Below are 17,509 nucleotides of genomic sequence, written 5' to 3'. Positions count from 1 at the left end.
ATACGCCGTGGGCGACGCGGCCCGCTTCCGGGCGGACGCCGCCCGAATTCCGGGCCTTTTGTCGGATTAGGCGACGGCGAGCGCGGCGGCCAGCAGCAGGACCAGACCGATCGGAAGGTACGCGAGCGGCGGCCGCAGCCAGGCGTCACGGGCACTCGTCCGGCCGCCACCGGCCAGCGAGTACAACCCGAAACCGGTCAGCGGGAGCCCGAGGGTCAGCAGGACCGCGGGCACGACGCCCCGGGCGGTGGCGTCGTCGACGAACGCGGCCCGGATCAGCAGCAACAGCGCCGGGATCAACAGGACGACGGTGACGGCGGCGAACACGACGGCCGAAACCGGACGGCGCGAGTGGTACACCGAGTCGGGAGCGCCGCCACCCGGCTTGGCCATGGGGACCATGCTCGTCGGCTCGTTGTAGGGGGACGCCGCCGGCGGCGGGGGCTCCGGCGCGGCGCCGTACGTGGTGGTCGTGGTGACCGTGGAAACGGCCGGGGCGTCGGCGAGCGACGTCGCACCGCTGCTCGGCCGGACCGCCGGATACTCGGGCCCGCGCACGGGGATCCGGATCGAGCCGGAATCGGCGGACGACAACGCGTGGCTGCCGGAGGTCGTCACCGGATCGGGTGACGCATAACCGGCCGGTGGTGCCGAGTACGGGTCGGCGGAGCGCTGGTCCGGCAAGCGGAACGCGCCACTGGGACGCTCGTGCACAGCCGAGTCGTAGGGGTTCGTCTCGGGCGGCTGAGCTGCGTACGGGCTCGGGACCTCGGTTGCCCGCTGCCCGGTGTACCAGCTGGGTTCCGGCTCTTCGGCGTACCGGCGATGTCCTTCCACGATTTCGCACCGTAGGTGACGCGGGGTCCGGATGCCACCGCTGGGGACCTATCAGATGCCGACGATGACGCTGCGGTTATCCACAATCGCGCTCTGTCCACAACCGGCCCCGCGCGAGGACCCCCGGATGCGCGACGGTCGCCGTCATGACAACGGAGAGAAGGGCGGTCGGCGCGTACGGCGAGCGACTGGCCGAGCGGCACCTGCGCGACCAGGGCCTGGTGGTGCTCGCCCGCAACTGGCGCTGCGCCGAGGGCGAGGTCGACCTGATCCTGCGCGACGGCGACGACGTCGTCTTCTGCGAGGTCAAAACCCGCCGCGGCGCCACCTTCGGCACGCCGGCCGAGGCGATCCGCCCGGCCAAGGTCCGCCGCCTGCGCCGGCTGGCGGCCCGCTGGCTCGAGCAGGCGGGAGTACGCCCCAGGGAGGTCCGTTTCGACGTCGTGGCGGTGCTCCCCCAGCCGCGCGGAGCGACCGTGGTCGAGCACGTCCGAGCGGCGTTCTAGGTGAGCTACGCACGGGTGCTGTGCGTCGGTCTCGTCGGCGTCGAAGGACACCTCGTCGAGGTGGAGGCGGACCTGTCGCCCGGCCTGCCGGCGGTGGTGCTCACCGGCCTGCCGGACACGGCGCTGCACGAGGCCCGCGACCGGGTGCGGGCCGCGGTGGTGAATTCAGGCCAGAGCTGGCCCAACCGGCGCATCACGGTGAACCTGCTGCCGGCCACAGTGCCCAAGCACGGCAGCGCGTTCGACCTGTCGATCGCATGCGCGCTGCTGGCCGGGGCGGGCGAGCTGCCACCGGCGCCGCTGGAGGGCGTGGTGGTGCTGGGCGAGCTAGGCCTCGACGGGGCAGTGCGACCGATCCGCGGGGTGCTGCCGATGGTGGCGGCTGCGGCGCGGGCGGGGATCAGCCGGGTGATCGTGCCGCTGGGCAACGCCCGCGAGGCATCGGTGGTGCCCGGGCTGACGGTGCGGGGGGTCGACTCGCTGCACCGGCTGGTCGCGTACGTCCGGGGCGAGGACCGCCTGCTGGAGCCGCCACCCGCCCAGCCACCGCAGGCATCCGGCGGACCGGACCTGGCCGACGTGGCCGGTCAGGAGCTGGGTCGCTATGCCCTCGAGGTGGCGGCGGCCGGCGGGCACCACCTCGCGCTGATCGGCCCGCCCGGCGCGGGAAAGACGATGCTGGCCGAACGCCTGCCATCACTCCTGCCCGAGCTGGACGACACGTCGGCCCTGGAAGTGACGGCACTGCAGTCGATCGCCGGCGTGCTCCCACCGGACGGCGGCCTGGTACGCCGCCCGCCGTTCCAGGCACCCCACCACAGCGCGAGCCTGGCGGCACTGGTCGGCGGAGGATCGGGCCTGGCCCGCCCGGGCGCGCTGTCGCTGGCGCACCGCGGAGTCCTGTTCCTGGACGAGGCACCGGAGTTCGCCAACGCGACTCTGCAGGCGCTGCGGCAGCCACTGGAGAGCGGGCGGGTGCGGCTGGCCCGGGCCCGGGGCAGCACCGAATATCCGGCCCGGGTCCAGGTGGTGCTGGCGGCGAACCCGTGCCCGTGCGCGAACCCGGCGGGAGACCAGTTCTGCGTGTGCCCGGCGACGGCCCGGCGCCGGTACCTGGCCAAGCTGTCCGGTCCCCTGCTGGACCGGATCGACATCCAGATCCGGATCCAGCCGTTGAGCGCCGCCCAGCTGATGACGACCGCCGGGCCGGCCGAGTCGTCCGCCGTGGTGGCGGAACGGGTGGCCGAGGCGCGGGCGGCGGCAGCTGAACGGTGGTCGGAGGCGGGATGGCGGGTGAACGCGGAGGTGCCGGGGTCGCACCTGCGGCGGCCGCCGTGGCGACTGGCGGCGCGGGACACGGCGGCGTTGCGGGCCGGGCTGGACCGGGGGTCGCTGTCGGCGCGGGGATTCGACCGGATCTTGCGGCTGGCGTGGTCGATCGCGGATCTGGACGGGCGGGGCCGGCCGACGGGCTCAGATGTCCACGAGGCGGCACAACTACGAATGGGAGAGGCCCATGACCAGAGAGACCAGACCTGACCAGCAGATCTCGCCGCGGGTTGCGCCTTTCCCGCAACGCGATGCCCTGCTGACCCCTCCGCCATCCTCGCCACGCGATGCTCTGCGATCCGCGGCGCCGGCCCCGCCGCGCGATGCCCTGCAATCTCCTTCGCTGTCCTTGCGGGGGGATGCCTTGCAATCCGCGGCGGTGGCCTCGCCGCGGGTTGTTGTGGAGTCTGTTGCGGCGCCGGATCCGGCGGCGGTGGGCGCGGAGCTGGCGCCGGTTGTCCCGCTGTGGCCGGATGGCCGCTCGGGTGCCGTGACCAGATGGCCGCTCGGCGGGCGGCACCGCCGCAGACGCCGGCCCTGGCCGGCCCTCACCTCACTGATCCCGTCCGGGGACGACGACGGCGGGAGGGCGGCATGAGCGGGTCGCAGCCCGGTGACGATGCCGACCGGATGGCGCGGGTGGCTCTCACCTGGCTGGCCGAGCCGGGCAACCGGGCCGTGTGGCAGCTCGTAGAGGCGGCAGGCGCCGAGGCCACTCTGAACCGGCTGCTGGACGGGGACGTCCCGGAGTCGACATTGCGCGCCGCGGTCATCTCCCGGTCGAGCGTCGGCGACCCGCGCAGGCTGGCCGAGGCGGCGCTACGTCGCGCCGACCGGCTGGGCGCTCGCGTGGTGGTCCCCGCCGATCCGGAGTGGCCGGCCGGAGTGGACACGCTCAGCACCCTCGAACTCGACGGCGGCGACCGGATCAACCGTGACGTCCGCCCGCCGCTGTGCCTGTGGGTCCGGGGTGCGCGGCGGCTCGATGAGGCGTTCGCTCGATCGGTCGCGGTGGTGGGTGCCCGCGCTGCGACCAGCTATGGCCTGCACGTGACGAACGAGCTCGCGTACGGGCTGGCCGAGCACGGCTGGACGGTGGTGTCCGGCGGGGCGTTCGGCATCGACGCGGCGGCGCACGGGGCGGCGCTGACGGCGGACGGGCTGACGGTTGCTGTGCTGGCGTGCGGGGTCGACCGGCCGTACCCGGTGGGGAACTCCGCCATGTTCGAGCAGATAGCCGAGAGCGGTCTGCTGATGAGCGAGTGGCCGCCGGGCTCGGACCCACTGAGGCACAGGTTCCTGATCCGCAACCGGGTCATCGCGGCGGCGACAGCGGGAACGGTCATCGTCGAGGCGGCCGCCCGCAGCGGCGCGGTGCAGACCTTGAGCAGGACGGTGGCGCTGGGGCGGCGGGCCATGGTCGTACCGGGGCCGGTGACGTCAGCGATGTCGGTGGGCTGTCATGAGCTGCTGCGCCGGCATCCCGAGACGGTCGTCGTGACCGGTACGGCCCAGGTGCTCGAAGAGGTCGGCCGGATCGGCGAATACCTGGCGGAGATACCGCGGGGCCGGGATCACGTCCGGGACGACCTGGACGAGGACTCCGCGCTGGTGCTGGAGGCGATCCCCCGCCGCGGAACGGTGGGCCCGGAGGAACTGGCGGCAAGGGCAGGGCTGGGCGTACGCACGGTGCTGCGCCGGCTCTCGCTGCTCGAGATGGCCGGCCTGGTGGTACGCCGGAGCGACGGCGTGGCACTGGCCCGCCCGACCAGGCGAGCGCCGCCCGGTCCGGTGTAGACGGCGGCGTCAGGCCTCGACGTCGTCGACGTCCCGCCGGTGCGCCTTCATCCAGGCCTCGACGTCCTCGGTCGCCCACACCTTGCCCTGGGCCAGATCAGCGACAGGCGCGGGAAAGTCCGCCCTGCTGGTGATCTGGTACGCGCGCTGACGACTGACCCCACCCAGGCGAAGGCGGATCTCGTGCGCGCCCATCAATCGAATCGGCTTGCTTCCCACATGATCGACCGTAGACGTATGACTATTAGTCATGGGTCAACTTCACGAACGACAGCTAGTCGCTGGTCAACTACGGTGGCCGCATGACTCCCCGGCCCCGCACGAGTTCCCGGCCGCGCACGGGCGCAGCCTCGAAAGCCAGTAGCCGGATGACCCTCCCCGACAAGCGGTCCCCGGAAAGGCGGCCGGATGAGTATTCGTCGCAGGCGGCGTCTTGACCCGGTCCCGCACGAGCCGTCCCACAGACGCCTCTGGCAGTCGTGGTGGCGACGTTGCTCGTGCGGACTCCGAGCCCCCTGCGTGGACCGCCTGGTCCCCGCACCGCGACTACCGTTCCCTCCCGCCCGGAACGAACGAAACGCACCGGGCACCGACCCGCGGCCGGACGGCGACACCAGAGACAGTGCCCGGCACCACCAGGCGGGCCGGCCAGCCGGCGCAAGGTCCGGGCGCGACGCCGCTCGGGAGTTCATCCGCCGCGCGCCGGCCTACCTGGCGCACCAGGGTGCCGGGCACGAGATCGCCCAGGCGGCGCGCAGGGCGAATGTCGAGGCACCCGCGCCCGGCAGTTGTGACAGCCGACCACAAGCGATCGGCGCCGCGGCTTCCGCAAACCCGGGTGTCACCACGCCGCTGCCCCACCCCGCCGCGCAGATCGGCGGGTTGTTCGACGGCCTGCTGCTGGTCGATCCCGGACCGGTGTCCCCGACGTGGTGGCGACCAGAACCGGACCTCGACCCAGGCGAGGACACCCGGCGGATGTGCGTCGCCCACTGAGCACTCGGCCCCGGTGCCGGCTCGGCCGGCATCGGTCGCGACTCCGCTACCGCGAACACCTCACGGAGGAAGGACCATCGTCATGCCGTCAGCGGAGCCGACGCGGCTCACCGACGACCTGTGGCTCGCCGCGCACGACGGCGTCAAAGGCGCTCGCTTGATCGGTGACTGGCCGCTCGGGGTCGGGCTGGCCACCGGGCTGCTGGCCGAGCTGATCCACGGCGGGTTTCTGGAACTGCGCGAGGGCGAACTGTTCCGCGCCCAGGATGCCGCGGCCGCCCTGCCGAGTGATCCTGCGCTGCGCCCGGTGCTGGTCACGATGCAGGCCGAAGAGCAGACCTGGCCTGCCCCGCCGGCTCCGGTGCAGGCGCGGGCGACAGCGCACGAGGAGCAGTGGGGGCCACGCGCCTGGGAGCGTGGTGCCTGGCCACCGCCGGTGCAGCAGGAGACCCGGCACCGCCGGCCCGGCCACCCGCTCAACGCGTGGATCTCCTACCTGGCTTACGACAGTCGCGCGGAGGCACGAGTTCTCGACCGGCTGTCCCGCACCGGCCTGGTCCAGCGCGAAGAGCACCGCCGGCTCTTCGGCGGCACCACGGTGCGATACCTGCCCTTCGACTCCTACGCCTCCGGGACACCGGCGAACACCATCACCCACGCCGTGCAGACCGGGCGAACGCTGCCCTGGGCCGACGTCATTCTCGCGGGTCTGTTCCTGGCTACCGGGCTGCACCACCACGCGCTGGCCACGCTGTCGCCGTACGAGCGGTCCTTGCTCACCCAGCAGATCCAGACCGGTCTGACCGACCCGGGCGGGTCCGGCATCAAGGCGATGTTGCGAGAGCTGCTGCACGCGGCGGACGCCGCGATCGGCGAGGCCGCCATGCGCTGATCACCCCATGCATTCCCTACCCCTCAACCCCTTTTGCAGGAGGAACCCCCGGTGTCCGCACCTCCCTCTGTCGTCCGGACCAGCGTCTCGTACGCGCTCGCGCGCAACCGGCTCGGCCCGTTCGCGATCGGCTCAGCCATCGCCTCGTCCGTGGCGCCGCTGACCGTCATCACCCTGGTTGTGCCCCTCGCCTTGGCGGCGACCGGCCTGCTCGGCTTCCCGATCGCGATCATCGCCGTCGCCGCGATCCTGATGATCTACGCCGTCGGTTACCTGGCGATGGCCCGGCACATCCCCAACGCCGGCGCGTTCTACGCCTACGTCGCCCACGGCATCGGCCGCCCGTTCGGCGTCGGCACCTCCTGGTTCGCCCTGGCCACCTACACCAGCTTCCAACTGTGCTGCTACGGCGCGTTCGGTGCCGCGATCGGCGCCCCGCTGCTCGGCGACTGGCTCGGTTTCGACGTGCACTGGTTCATCCCCGCTGTCCTCGCCTGGGCCCTGGTTGCCCTGCTCGGCGCGAACGAGGTCAAACTCTCCGGCTACGTCCTTGTCTTCCTGGTCGTCGCCGAAACCGTCCTGGTCGTGCTCTACAGCCTGGCGATCATGCTCGCCTCCGGCTTCGCGTTCTCCGGCGCCGCGATGAACATGAGCGACCTGTCCGGACCCAGCCTCGGCGTGCTGATCGTGCTCGGCGCCACCTCGTTCGCCGGTGTCGAACAGTCGGTGGTCTACATCGAGGAAAGCAAAGACCCACGACGCACCATCCCGACCGCCACCTACGTCACCATCGCCGTCATCGGCGCCGCCTACGCGCTCGCGTCGTGGGTGCAGATCTCCGCCGCCGGCCCCCAACCGATCGACCGGGCCGCCGCCGAGGGCGCTGATCTGTTCTTCAACGAAGCCACCGTCATGCTCGGCCACGCCGCGGTCACCGTCGGGAAGATCCTGCTCGGCACCGGCCTGATCGCCGCACTGCTGGCCTTCCACAACGCCATCGCCCGCTACACCTTCGCCCTCGGCCGCGAAGGCGTCCTCCCGCGACTGTTCGGCCGCACCACCATCAAAGGCGCACCCCGCAACGCCTCCCTCGCCCAGACCACCCTCGCCCTGGCCGTGCTGATCCTCTACGCCATCGCCGGCTGGGACCCGCTGGTGCAGTTGTTCTACTGGGGCTCCACCACCGGTGGCCTCGGCATCCTGCTGCTCTACACCCTGACCAGCATCGCCGTCATCGGCTTCTTCACCGGCAACACCCACGGCGAAAACCTGTGGCAACGCCGCATCGCACCCCTGCTCGCCACCGCCATCCTGCTGATCGTCGCCTACCTCGCGATCGACAACCTCGCCGGCCTCTACGGCGTCGCCCCCGGCACCGGCCCCGCCCGGACAGTGCCCATCGCCCTGCTGCTGATCTTCGCCGCCGGCACCGCCTGGGGACTGATCCTGCGACGCACCCGACCCGACGTCTACGAAGGCATCGGTCGCGGAGCCCGCAGCGCCACCGCCTCGACCTCCGGCCTGTCCGCCATCCTCTGACCGAAAGGGCCCACCCGCATGACCAGCACCGACACCACCCCGACGCTGCGCCTCGCCGGCCCGGACGACGTAGACACCGTGGCTGACATCGTCGCCGACGCGTTCGACCATCTGAAGGTCATCCACTATCTCGTCCCCGATGCGTCCCGCCGCCGGACGATCACCCGCGACTGGTACCGGCTCTCCATCGCCCACGCCATCAGCGGCGCAGGACAGGTCGTCGTGACCACAGACGCCGGCGCCGCCGCCGTCTGGTTCGACCGCACCCACGAGGCGCGCGAACCCGAGGGGTACGAGAAACACCTCGCAGATCTCGCCGATGAATATCTGCCCCGGTTCCAGCACCTTGATCTGCAGATGGAAGCCCACCACCCCACCGACCCGCACTGGCACCTGCTGTTCCTCGCCGTACGCCCGGAACGGTGGAGCCAAGGACTGGGCAGCCGGCTGATGGACCACACCCACAGCCGGCTCGACGCCGACGGCATCCCCGCCTACCTGGAGGCCACCGGCCTGCAGAACCGGGCCCTGTACCGGCGACACCGCTACCAGGACATGAACCCACCCACCATCACGGTCACCGGCGACACGGTGCTGTACCGCATGTGGAGACCTGCGCAGAACGGCTGACAACCCCCGGAACCCAGGCCCACGACCCACGTTCAACCAAGGACCCCGATCGCCATGACGAAACCCTCACCCGACTCGCGCGACCCTGACGCCCCGATCGCGGAGCGGCGACGTGACCTCGAACGTCACGTCGCCGCCTACGGCGAGAATCCGATCGACGTATCCCGCCCGTCGCCGGCCCGCCGCTACAACGACCTGCAGGGCGGCAAGGACAACTTCCAGGCCGACCGTGACTCCGCCGCGAAGTTGCAGAAAGCCTTGCCCAGCATCCGCCTGGCCGCCAAGGAACTTCGCCGGTGCATGGAGCGTCAGGTCGCCTACCTCGCCGAGCGGGGCGTACGGCAGTTCCTCGACCTCGGATGCGGGTTGCCGCAGGAACCGAACGTGCACGAGATCGCCCAGGCCGTCGACCCCAGCAGCCGCATCCTGTACGTCGACTGCGACGAGCTGGTCGGCTCCCACGCCCGCGCGTTGCTCATCGGTACGCCGGAGGGCACGATCCAGTTCCTGGACGGCGACCTGACCGACATCGGCACGCTCCTGGCTCACCCGATCACCCGTGAGGTGCTCGACTTCGACCAGCCGATCGCGGTGCTACTCCTGGCCGTGCTGCATTTCATCGTCGACGACGGGCAGGCCTACGCCGCCGTCGACCAGATCAAAGCCGCCCTGGCTCCCGGCTCATACGTAGCCCTGACCCATGTCACCTACGACCCGCTCGACCCCGGGACGGCCGCGCATCTCGCCGAGCTGGCGGCGAGCATGGAGCACGGACCGTTCAAGGCACGCACTCGCCAGGAGGTCGCAGCGTTCCTCACCGGATTGGAGCTCGTCGAGCCGGGCCTGGTGTCGACCGTCGAGTGGCTCCCGGAGCGCGACCCGAAGCCACAGGCCGCTCCGAACCAGGCCGTCGCGTATGCCGCGATCGGCCGCCTGCCGTGATCATCACCCCGCCACGCCGCGACCGCGGGACGGCATAGCCGGCAAGCACGCCGCAGTTAACCGTCATAGTCGGCCAAAGCGGACCAAGGGCGCCGCCCTACAGAGGAACCTTGCATCTGCACGTGCATGCACGCGTGCAGATGGCATTGCAGGGAGGCTTCCCGGACGGCACGATAACCGGCGTGGTCATGCCAGCAAACCGTTGTCGGCACCGGCCGGAGCGCCGACGCCAACTCATCACAAGGCGTCGCTCCGGCCGGCGTCTTGCCCTTCCGCTGCTCGTCAACCTTCTGCTGCTGGGCTTCTCGATCGTCGCTGCGCTCCTCGGGGAGTCCGCACTCGCGCTGGTCGCCGGAACCGGTGGCGTCGGCCTGTCCCGCGAGATAGCCCGGCGCATCCTGTCCACATAGGCCTGTCGGCGTCCACGAAGTCACTCGTCCAGGTGACAAAAGCTGTGCCGGTCATGCCCGGCCCCGGCCACCAACCGGCCGGCCCATCACCTCGAACCCGGAGAATCGAATGTCCACGATCCTGACGTCGCAACCCAGCGCCAAAGGACGTCCCGACGATGCACGCGAGGTGCTGGGCCGCCGGTTGCGGTCCCTGCGCGAGGCCAAGGACCTGACCCCGATCGAGGCGGGCCGGCACATCGGCGGCTCAGGATCGAAGATCAGCCGCATCGAATGGGGCCGGATCAAGGTCAAAGCCGACGACGTCTACCAACTGCTGATCCTGTACGGCGTCACGGACTCCCACGAACGCAAGGCCCTCCTCGAACTCGCCCGCCGGCTGGAGACCCGCCAGTGGTGGGACGCCTACGGCGATCTTCTCGACGGCTGGTTCTGCTCGTACCTCGTGCTGGAATCGATCGCCCAGCACATCCGCACCTACGAAGTGCGCTTCATCCCCGGCCTCCTGCAAACGCCCGCGTACGCCGAAGCGGTCATCCGACTCCACCACACCGACCCGGACCAGGTCCGCCGACGGGTCGACGTGCGTATGCAACGACAGCACGCCCTGCTCAACAACAAGACCCCGCAGCTGTGGGCGGTGATCGACAAAGCCGCCCTGGACGAAGCGGCCCTGCCGGACGGCATCGCCGGCCCGAAGGTCATGCGGGACCAGATCGCCTTTCTGCAAAAAGCGATCCAGCACCGCAACGTGAACATCCAGATCCTGCCGCCCGGCGCCGGCGGACGCGTCGGCGTCGCCACGTCGTTCTCCCTGCTGCGAAACAGGGGCCTACCGGACGTCGCCTACCTGGAACACATCGGTAGCGCCTTCTTCCTCGACGACCCGACGGTTTCGGAACCCTACGAGATCGCCATGAGCAGACTCGCCGTCGCGGCCGGCCACCCGGGAGACACCCCGCAAACCCTCACCGAGGCACTGAAGGCCATCAGCGGCGACTGACAACGGCGGCAGCGGGCGCGGCGGATTTCTGCCATCCGCGCGTACCGAGCTACCCGCCGTGCCGAGCCGAAGCCGCTCCCTGATCACGTCGGTAGTTGTCAACGATGAAGCCGCTGTACTCCGCCACGGTGTCGTACAGCGCCCGCCCCTCACTGTTGTCCAGAGTGGTGTTCCAGTACAAACGGGGCGCGTCGTGTGCTTCCGCGTCTCGCGCAACCCAGTGCAGAACGGCCGTCGCGACGCCCTGCCGCCGGGCCCGCGGAGCCACGAACAAATCGGCCAGATAACACCGGCCGGCTCCCCAAAGGCTGGTGTGGAAGTAGTAGTGGGCCAGCCCCACCATCACCCCATCAAGCCGGGCGGCGGCCCCGCGGATCTCATCGCGGGCGACCAGCCGTCGCCAGGTCCGGTCGTAGAGGGCATCGCTGATCTACATCTCCACCATCCCGCCCATCCTCACCGCAACCAACCGTCTGAACGTAAATACAATGACGTACCGTGGAAGTCATGATCGACCCCTCGGCCGACCGCGCGGTTTTCCGCCAGCTCGCCGATCTTCTGCGCGACCAGATCCAGTCGGGCGCGCTCGCGCCCGGCGAGCCGCTGCCCAGCGAGCTGCGGCTGGCCCAGGAGTACGGCATCAGCCGCACCACCGTGCGCCAGGCGATCGGTCAGCTCCGCACTGAGGGCCTGGTCACGGTCGACCGGCCACGAGGGACGTTCGTCCGCGTCCCGGAGCCGACCGAGCTCATCACCCTGCGCCGCGGCGATAAGGCCGGCGCCCGCATGCCGACCGACGCGGAACGCCGCGCCCACCGCCTCGCCGAAGGTGTCCCGGTCCTGGTGATCACGGCACCCGACGGCACCACAACCGTGCACCCGGCTGACCGGGTCCGGCTGACCCGTCCCTGAGCCCGGCGCAGCCCCCTACTTCCGGACCCGGCGGCGAAATCCGTGGGCCGCGTCCCACGACTCGATGACCAGGTGATCCGCGGGCACCCCGAGATACGTGAGGGACACCTCCGTCACGTCAATGCGGAAGTAGCCGGCCCCGGGCACCGACTCCTCCCCCGGCGCCGGCATCTCCACAGCTTTGCCGGCCAGCTTCGCATCGCCGGGCCACTGCTCCGGTGCGTCCGCCGGCGGCTCCAGGGTCGGGCTGTGCACCGCTATCCGTGGATCGCGCCGCACGTCGAGCAGCTTCATCGAGCCGCCCATCATGCCGAACGTCACTTCGCCGTCGGAGAACTTCAGCTCCGTCGCACTGATCCGCGGCGCACCGTCCCGGCGCAACGTCGCGATCGTCTTGTTGGTCCCCGCGTCGAACCGGGCCCGCACCTTCGCCGCGAACTCGGCGAACTCGTCTTCGATCTCCTGCCACCTCGCCATGGACCGACCCTATGAGCCGGGTCTGACAAAAACTCAGAACAGGTTGTACTGCTCGATCGCCACCGTGAATCCGTGACCGGACTCGGTGTTCTCGCAGCGCATCGCCTTGCTGTCGCTGCTGCACAGGAAGTCCCCGGCCCGCAGCGACTTGCCGTAGGCGAGCATCTCTTTTCCACCCAGCACAGTGTCACCGGCACACGTGAATGTCGCCTCTTCCGTCTGGTGCACGGAGATGCCCGACCCCCAGTCGAGGTCACAGTCAGCCGGTGCCGGCGGTGGCTGCCAGTTCTTGCGGACGATGTCGCAGCGGGCTCCCGACTTGTCCAGGTAGCAGCCGATGTTCCCGGACGGCGACACGAAGTTCGCCTCGCTGACCTCGTCCGGCGGCTCCGGGGACGGGGACGCCGCGCCGGGCGGCGGCGCGTCACCCAGCGCCGCATTCGTGGCCAAGGCCTGGGTGGTCGGTCGCGGCTCCACCGGATCCGGCGACGCCGAACATGCCGTCAGGGCCACCACCAGCGTGATCACCCCGCCCAGCCCGGCCCATCCGCGCGCTGCTGACACGTCACCTCCCAAAGGCGGAATGATAAGGGCGTGGAGCAAGAACAGTGAGCACCCGCGACGTCCACGCATCGCTGCCGCCCGCGATGCGTTCCGCGGTCGACGACTTCGCCGTGCACCTGGCCCGCGTCGACAACCGCTCCGCGCACACTGTGCGGGCATATGTCGGAGATGTCGTCTCGCTGCTCGACCATGCGGCGACTGCCGGCTGCGCCGCCCCGGCCGATCTGGACATCACGGTGCTGCGGGGCTGGCTCGCGCAGCGGATGACCGACGGCGCCGCGCGTACCTCTCAGGCACGTCGGGCCGCCGCGGCCCGGACCTTCACCGCCTGGGCGCACCGGTCCGGGCTCTGCCCGGCCGACGCCGGCGCGCAGCTGGCCAGCCCGCGGGCGCACCGCGACCTGCCGTCGGTGCTGCGCGCCGACCAGGCGGCGGACCTGGTCGTCACCACGGCCGACCCCCATGCGGTACGCGACCGAGCGGTCCTGGAACTGCTCTACGCAACCGGCGTACGGATCAGCGAGCTCTGCGGCCTCGACACAGCTGACATCGACGAGGGGCGCCGGGTGATCCGGGTCTTCGGCAAGGGCGCCAAGGAACGCATGGTCCCGTACGGCATCCCGGCCGAGAAGGCCCTCGACGACTGGCTGCGTCACGGCCGCCCGACCTTGGTCCGTCCCGGCAGCGGCGATGCCCTGTTCCTGGGCGCACGCGGCGGCCGGCTCCAGCAGACTGTGGTCCGCCGGATCGTGGCCGCGGCCGCCCAGGCCGCGGGCCTGCCCCACACCAGCCCGCACGACCTGCGCCACTCAGCGGCCACCCACCTGCTGGACGGTGGCGCGGACCTGCGCGCGGTCCAGGACCTCCTGGGCCACTCGTCACTGTCGAGCACCCAGATCTACACCCACGTCTCCACCGAACGCCTCCGCGCCGCCTTCAAACAAGCCCACCCCCGAGCGTGACCCCGGCCGGCGACGACCGCGAGCCCGGCAGCGACCCGGCGGCCGGCGCAGGCCGGCAGCGACCCGGCGGCCGGCGCAGGCCGGCAGCGACCCGGCGGCCGGCGCAGGCCGGCCGCGACGCGGCGACAACCACAGGCCCGGCGGCCAAGCCGGCGGCCGCAGGCGGGCCGCGACCCGGCGACAACCGCAGGGCCGCCGCAACCAAGCGGCCACCGCAGGCCCGCCCGCGACCCGGCAGTCACCGCAGCCGCGCCGCGACCGCCCGTCGCCCCGTCTGAGGAACGACCGCGACGGACCCGCTGGCACCACGTACGATCAGGGCGTGAGCGTCGGAGATCCGCCCCCGCCCATCCCGGGAGCGCGGCTCCTCTTCTCGCTCGACCCGGCCACCGCCTACCTCAACCATGGTTCGTTCGGTGCCGTCCCGATCGGCGTACAGCGCACCCAGCAGCGGCTGCGGGACGAGGTCGAGCGCAATCCGATGTCGTTCTTCGCTTCGCCGGGGCTGACCGACCGGATCGTCCATACCCGACGGCATCTGGCCGATTTTCTCGGCGCCGACCCGGACGGCAGCGCTCTGGTGCCGAACGCCACCGCCGCCGTCTCGCTGGTGCTGCAGTCGATCCGGCTGACCTCCGGTGACGAGGTGCTGCTCACCGACCACGGCTACGGCGCCAACGCGATCGCTGTGCGGCGGCAGTGCCGGCGGGACGGGGCCAGTGCGCGGACCGTCGCGCTGCCGCTTGATGCTTCCGATGCCGAGGTGGTGTCGCGGATTCGCGGGGCGTTGCGGCCGGGCAAGACCAAGCTGCTGATCATCGACCAGCTGACCTCGCCGACCGCGAAGGTGCTGCCGGTGCGCGCGATCGCCGCTGCCGCCCGGGAACACGAGATTCCGGTGCTGGTCGACGCCGCGCACGTGCCCGGCATGCTGCCCGTCCGGGTCGACCGGCTCGGCGCCGACTTCTGGGTGGGCAACCTGCACAAGTGGGCCTTCGCCCCGCGGGGCACCGCCCTGCTCGCCGTGGCCCCGGGCTGGCGCCGGCGGATCGAGCCGCTCGTCGTGTCCTGGGAGCATGACTCGGGCTTCCCGTTGTCGGTGGAGTCGCAGGGCACCATGGACTACTCGCCCTGGCTGGCCGCTCCCGCCGGGCTCTTCACCCTGCGCACGCTGGGCGTCGAGGCTGTGCGCCGGCACAACGCGGCGCTCGCGGCGTACGGTCAGCGGCTTGTCGGGGCGAGTCTCGGCCTGGCGCCCTCCGACCTGCCGGACCCCGGCGTGGCCGAGGCGGCCATGCGGATCCTGCCGCTGCCGTCGGGGGTCGCCACGACGCAGCCGGAGGCGCACGCCCTGCGTCAGCAGATCGCCGACAAGCTGGCGACCGAGGTCGCGGTGAACGCGTGGGGCGGCCGCGGCTGGCTGCGGCTCAGCGCCCAGGTCTACAACCGCCCGGAGGAATACGAGAACCTGGCGGAACGCCTGCCACCCCTGCTGGCATCCCTGCGCTGACATCACAGCGGCAGCAGCCGGACGCGCCCGAGACCGAGCAGCGTCAGCGGGTCCAGGTAGTCCGCGCCGCGGCGCAACCCCCAGTGCAGACAGGCCGCCGCCGGGCAGCCGGGATGATCAGCCGCCAGCGTGCCGAGCGCCTCCCCGGCCGCAACGGCGTCACCGGGCCGGCGCGTCCGGACATCCACCGGCTCATAGGTGGTCCGCAGGCCGCCGGGATGCGCCACGCTGACGACCCCGCGCCCCGCGACCTGCCCGGCGAACACGATCGTGCCCGCTCCGGCGGCCCGCACCACGGAGCCGCGAGCGGCAGCCAGATCCGTTCCGCGATGACCGGGCAGCCAGGGGCGCGGCGGCGGATCAAAACGCCGCACGACCCGGGCACCGTCGACCGGCCAGCCGAACCCCCCACCGGCCCGCTCAGGAGCCGCAACCGGAAGACCGGACAGGACCATGAGGGCTGAAAGCAAGAGCACCATGCCAGGCATGGTGCTCTTCTCCGAGATGAGCCGCGACCCGCCCTGTGGACAACCGCCGCCGCCCGGTCAGCTCCCGCCGAAACCGGCCTCGTCCGGCAGGGAGATGTCCGGCTTCTCCAGCTCCTCCACGTTGACGTCCTTGAACGTCATCACGCGGACGTTCTTGACGAAGCGGGCCGGCCGGTACATGTCCCAGACCCACGCGTCGTGCATCTCGACCTCGAAGTAGACCTCGCCGTCGGAGTTGCGGACATGCAGGTCCACCTGGTTCGCCAGGTAGAACCGGCGTTCCGTCTCCACCACGTACGAGAACTGTCGGACGATGTCGCGGTACTCCCGGTAGAGCTGCAGCTCCATCTCGGTCTCGTACTTCTCGAGATCCTCTGCGCTCATCGCTTCTCGCCCTCCATGGCCTCATCTTCCCCCACCGGCACCGGCGGCCGAGGCTGCTCGCCCGACGCCACGCCGACGGTACCCTCCACTGCTGGCCAGAGCATCAGCGGCTCGGCGTTGACCGGGGGCAGAACCGCGGGACGGCGGGCCCGAGGGGGCCGGTTGCCGCGCCCGGAGACGGCCGCCACGTTCACGTACGAGAAGCGGTGCTCCGCGCAGGGGCCGTGCCTGGTCAGCGCCGCGCTGTGCTCGTCGGTGATGTAGCCCTTGTGCACCGCGAAGCCGTAGTCCGGGAACCTGCCGTCCAGCTCCACCATCAGCCGGTCCCGGGTGACCTTGGCGAGCACGCTGGCCGCCGCCACACAGGCCGCCACCCGGTCGCCTTTCCACACCGCGAGGCCCGGTGCCCCCAGCCCGTCGACCGGGAAACCGTCGGTCAGGACGTACTCGGGGCGGGTCGTGAGCGACGCGAGCGCGCGGCGCATCGCGGCCAGGTTGCAGACGTGCAGGCCGCGGCCGTCCACCTCGGCCGGCGGGACGATCACCACCGACCAGGCCAGCGCCCGCGTGACCACCTCGTCGTAGACGCGTTCGCGGGCGGCCGCGGTGAGCAGCTTGGAGTCGGCCAGCTCGTCGATCTCGCCGCGCTTGCCCTCGGGCAGGATCGCCGCGGCGGCGACCAGCGGCCCCGCACAGGCGCCCCGGCCGGCCTCGTCGGCCCCGGCGACGTGCCGGAAGCCACGGCGCTGCAGCGCGCGCTCAAGGGCGTAGAGGCCGCCTTCGCGGCGCACCACCGTCCGGGGCGGACTGAGCATCAGAGGACCTTACGCAGCAGGTCGGCGAGCCCGATCGGGAAGATCTGCTCGGTCGAGGTGTCGAGCTCGGCCACGGACCACCAGCGGTGCGCGGTGATCGTGCGCTGCTCCTCGGGGTCGAAGCCGGTGGTGTCGACCTGCCACGAGTCCACCCGCAGCAGGAAGAAGTCCTGGTCCTGGCGGTACTGGCGGTTGTCGTAGCTGAACTCGGTGGTCTCGTGGTGCACCGGCTGGCCCAGCTCGGCGGGATCGACCCGCAGGCCGGTCTCCTCCAGCAGCTCGCGGGCCGCGCCCAGGGCGGGCGTCTCGCCCTCGTTCAGCCCACCGCCGGGCGTGAACCACCAGTGCTGGTCCGCGCGTGCCGGGTCACCGCCGTGCAGCAGCAGAACGCGCTCCGCGGCATCGATGAGAAGCACCCGGGCGGCCCGGCGGTCGATGAACGTCACGCCCCCAGCCTATTGCGCCAATGGTCGATCTTGACGCCGGGTCAGTCGCCCGGCGCCGCGTCAGTTGGCC

21 protein-coding genes are annotated in these 17,509 nt (G+C 71.3%); 12 read left to right on the top strand and 9 right to left on the bottom strand.

The genetic code is table 11. The features are described from left to right. Window positions 1-66: 66 nt before the first annotated feature. Window positions 67-837, bottom strand: a complete 771-nt coding sequence (locus ACZ6S4_RS33670) for a hypothetical protein (RefSeq protein ID WP_465478769.1) — start codon at window positions 835-837, stop codon at window positions 67-69. 146 nt (window positions 838-983) lie between these two features. Here ACZ6S4_RS33670 and ACZ6S4_RS33665 point away from each other — a divergent pair, with 146 nt between their 5' ends. From ACZ6S4_RS33665 to dprA, 3 genes are all read left to right on the top strand, one after another. Beyond that, window positions 984-1,343, top strand: coding sequence for a YraN family protein (locus ACZ6S4_RS33665; protein ID WP_465478768.1), 360 nt, complete (start codon window positions 984-986; stop codon window positions 1,341-1,343). Next, window positions 1,344-2,882 carry a YifB family Mg chelatase-like AAA ATPase gene (locus tag ACZ6S4_RS33660; RefSeq protein ID WP_465478767.1) on the top strand — a complete coding sequence of 513 codons (1,539 nt, stop codon included), beginning with the start codon at window positions 1,344-1,346 and terminating at the stop codon, window positions 2,880-2,882. It abuts the gene before it with no gap. Between the two features lie 384 nt (window positions 2,883-3,266). After that, window positions 3,267-4,469, top strand: coding sequence for a DNA-processing protein DprA (dprA, locus tag ACZ6S4_RS33655; protein ID WP_465478766.1), 1,203 nt, complete (start codon window positions 3,267-3,269; stop codon window positions 4,467-4,469). A 9-nt stretch (window positions 4,470-4,478) separates the two neighbouring features. Here dprA and ACZ6S4_RS33650 read toward each other — a convergent pair whose 3' ends face one another. Beyond that, window positions 4,479-4,664: a DNA-binding protein gene (locus tag ACZ6S4_RS33650; protein WP_360550559.1), complete on the bottom strand. Its 186-nt coding sequence runs from the start codon at window positions 4,662-4,664 to the stop codon at window positions 4,479-4,481. Window positions 4,665-5,547: 883 nt separating this feature from the next. On the opposite strand from ACZ6S4_RS33650, the gene ACZ6S4_RS33645 reads away from it, so the two are divergent. The 6 genes from ACZ6S4_RS33645 (at window position 5,548) to ACZ6S4_RS33620 (ending at window position 10,881) form a co-directional block, all read left to right on the top strand. Further along, window positions 5,548-6,357 carry a GOLPH3/VPS74 family protein gene (locus tag ACZ6S4_RS33645; protein WP_465478765.1) on the top strand — a complete coding sequence of 270 codons (810 nt, stop codon included), beginning with the start codon at window positions 5,548-5,550 and terminating at the stop codon, window positions 6,355-6,357. 51 nt (window positions 6,358-6,408) lie between these two features. Continuing rightward, entirely contained in the window at window positions 6,409-7,896 is a 1,488-nt protein-coding gene (locus ACZ6S4_RS33640) for an APC family permease (protein WP_465478764.1), read from the top strand. An 18-nt stretch (window positions 7,897-7,914) separates the two neighbouring features. Continuing rightward, window positions 7,915-8,526 carry a GNAT family N-acetyltransferase gene (locus ACZ6S4_RS33635; protein WP_465478763.1) on the top strand — a complete coding sequence of 204 codons (612 nt, stop codon included), beginning with the start codon at window positions 7,915-7,917 and terminating at the stop codon, window positions 8,524-8,526. Between the two features lie 54 nt (window positions 8,527-8,580). Next, a complete protein-coding gene (locus ACZ6S4_RS33630; RefSeq protein WP_465478762.1) occupies window positions 8,581-9,468 on the top strand; it encodes an SAM-dependent methyltransferase in 888 nt (295 codons plus the stop codon). A 110-nt stretch (window positions 9,469-9,578) separates the two neighbouring features. Then, window positions 9,579-9,878: a hypothetical protein gene (locus tag ACZ6S4_RS33625; RefSeq protein ID WP_465478761.1), complete on the top strand. Its 300-nt coding sequence runs from the start codon at window positions 9,579-9,581 to the stop codon at window positions 9,876-9,878. 109 nt (window positions 9,879-9,987) lie between these two features. Beyond that, a complete protein-coding gene (locus ACZ6S4_RS33620; protein WP_465478760.1) occupies window positions 9,988-10,881 on the top strand; it encodes a helix-turn-helix domain-containing protein in 894 nt (297 codons plus the stop codon). Window positions 10,882-10,930: 49 nt separating this feature from the next. Here the strand turns inward: ACZ6S4_RS33620 and ACZ6S4_RS33615 are convergent, their stop codons facing one another. Then, the gene (locus tag ACZ6S4_RS33615) at window positions 10,931-11,275 is read right to left on the bottom strand and encodes a GNAT family N-acetyltransferase (RefSeq protein WP_465478829.1); all 345 of its coding nucleotides are present in this window, start codon (window positions 11,273-11,275) and stop codon (window positions 10,931-10,933) included. Between the two features lie 113 nt (window positions 11,276-11,388). On the opposite strand from ACZ6S4_RS33615, the gene ACZ6S4_RS33610 reads away from it, so the two are divergent. Beyond that, window positions 11,389-11,793 carry a winged helix-turn-helix domain-containing protein gene (locus tag ACZ6S4_RS33610; RefSeq protein WP_465478759.1) on the top strand — a complete coding sequence of 135 codons (405 nt, stop codon included), beginning with the start codon at window positions 11,389-11,391 and terminating at the stop codon, window positions 11,791-11,793. Between the two features lie 15 nt (window positions 11,794-11,808). Here ACZ6S4_RS33610 and ACZ6S4_RS33605 read toward each other — a convergent pair whose 3' ends face one another. Together ACZ6S4_RS33605 and ACZ6S4_RS33600 are read right to left on the bottom strand one after the other, a co-directional pair. Further along, complete coding sequence (locus ACZ6S4_RS33605) at window positions 11,809-12,270, bottom strand: pyridoxamine 5'-phosphate oxidase family protein (protein ID WP_465478758.1); 462 nt, start codon at window positions 12,268-12,270, stop codon at window positions 11,809-11,811. A 33-nt stretch (window positions 12,271-12,303) separates the two neighbouring features. Beyond that, the gene (locus ACZ6S4_RS33600; RefSeq protein ID WP_465478757.1) at window positions 12,304-12,834 is read right to left on the bottom strand and encodes a DUF6636 domain-containing protein; all 531 of its coding nucleotides are present in this window, start codon (window positions 12,832-12,834) and stop codon (window positions 12,304-12,306) included. An 83-nt stretch (window positions 12,835-12,917) separates the two neighbouring features. Here ACZ6S4_RS33600 and ACZ6S4_RS33595 point away from each other — a divergent pair, with 83 nt between their 5' ends. Together ACZ6S4_RS33595 and ACZ6S4_RS33590 are read left to right on the top strand one after the other, a co-directional pair. Continuing rightward, complete coding sequence (locus ACZ6S4_RS33595; protein ID WP_465478828.1) at window positions 12,918-13,796, top strand: tyrosine recombinase XerC; 879 nt, start codon at window positions 12,918-12,920, stop codon at window positions 13,794-13,796. Window positions 13,797-14,118: 322 nt separating this feature from the next. After that, window positions 14,119-15,306 (top strand): aminotransferase class V-fold PLP-dependent enzyme, encoded by a 1,188-nt coding sequence (locus ACZ6S4_RS33590; protein WP_465478756.1) that lies wholly within the window; start codon window positions 14,119-14,121, stop codon window positions 15,304-15,306. Window positions 15,307-15,308: 2 nt separating this feature from the next. Here ACZ6S4_RS33590 and ACZ6S4_RS33585 read toward each other — a convergent pair whose 3' ends face one another. The 4 genes from ACZ6S4_RS33585 to ACZ6S4_RS33570 form a co-directional block, all read right to left on the bottom strand. Next, on the bottom strand, window positions 15,309-15,785 hold the full coding sequence (locus ACZ6S4_RS33585) for a murein hydrolase activator EnvC family protein (RefSeq protein ID WP_465478755.1): 477 nt from the start codon (window positions 15,783-15,785) through the stop codon (window positions 15,309-15,311). A 66-nt stretch (window positions 15,786-15,851) separates the two neighbouring features. Continuing rightward, window positions 15,852-16,178 (bottom strand): DUF2469 domain-containing protein, encoded by a 327-nt coding sequence (locus ACZ6S4_RS33580; RefSeq protein ID WP_023561849.1) that lies wholly within the window; start codon window positions 16,176-16,178, stop codon window positions 15,852-15,854. Then, a complete protein-coding gene (locus ACZ6S4_RS33575) occupies window positions 16,175-16,993 on the bottom strand; it encodes a ribonuclease HII (RefSeq protein WP_360549921.1) in 819 nt (272 codons plus the stop codon). Before ACZ6S4_RS33575 ends, ACZ6S4_RS33580 begins: the two co-directional genes overlap by 4 nt. After that, window positions 16,993-17,439: an NUDIX hydrolase gene (locus ACZ6S4_RS33570; RefSeq protein ID WP_465478754.1), complete on the bottom strand. Its 447-nt coding sequence runs from the start codon at window positions 17,437-17,439 to the stop codon at window positions 16,993-16,995. The genes ACZ6S4_RS33575 and ACZ6S4_RS33570 overlap by 1 nt, the downstream gene beginning before the upstream one ends. Window positions 17,440-17,509: the final 70 nt, after the last annotated feature.

Source organism: Actinoplanes sp. NPDC051405 (genome assembly GCF_055586185.1).
This window is presented reverse-complemented; position numbering and strand designations above follow the sequence as displayed.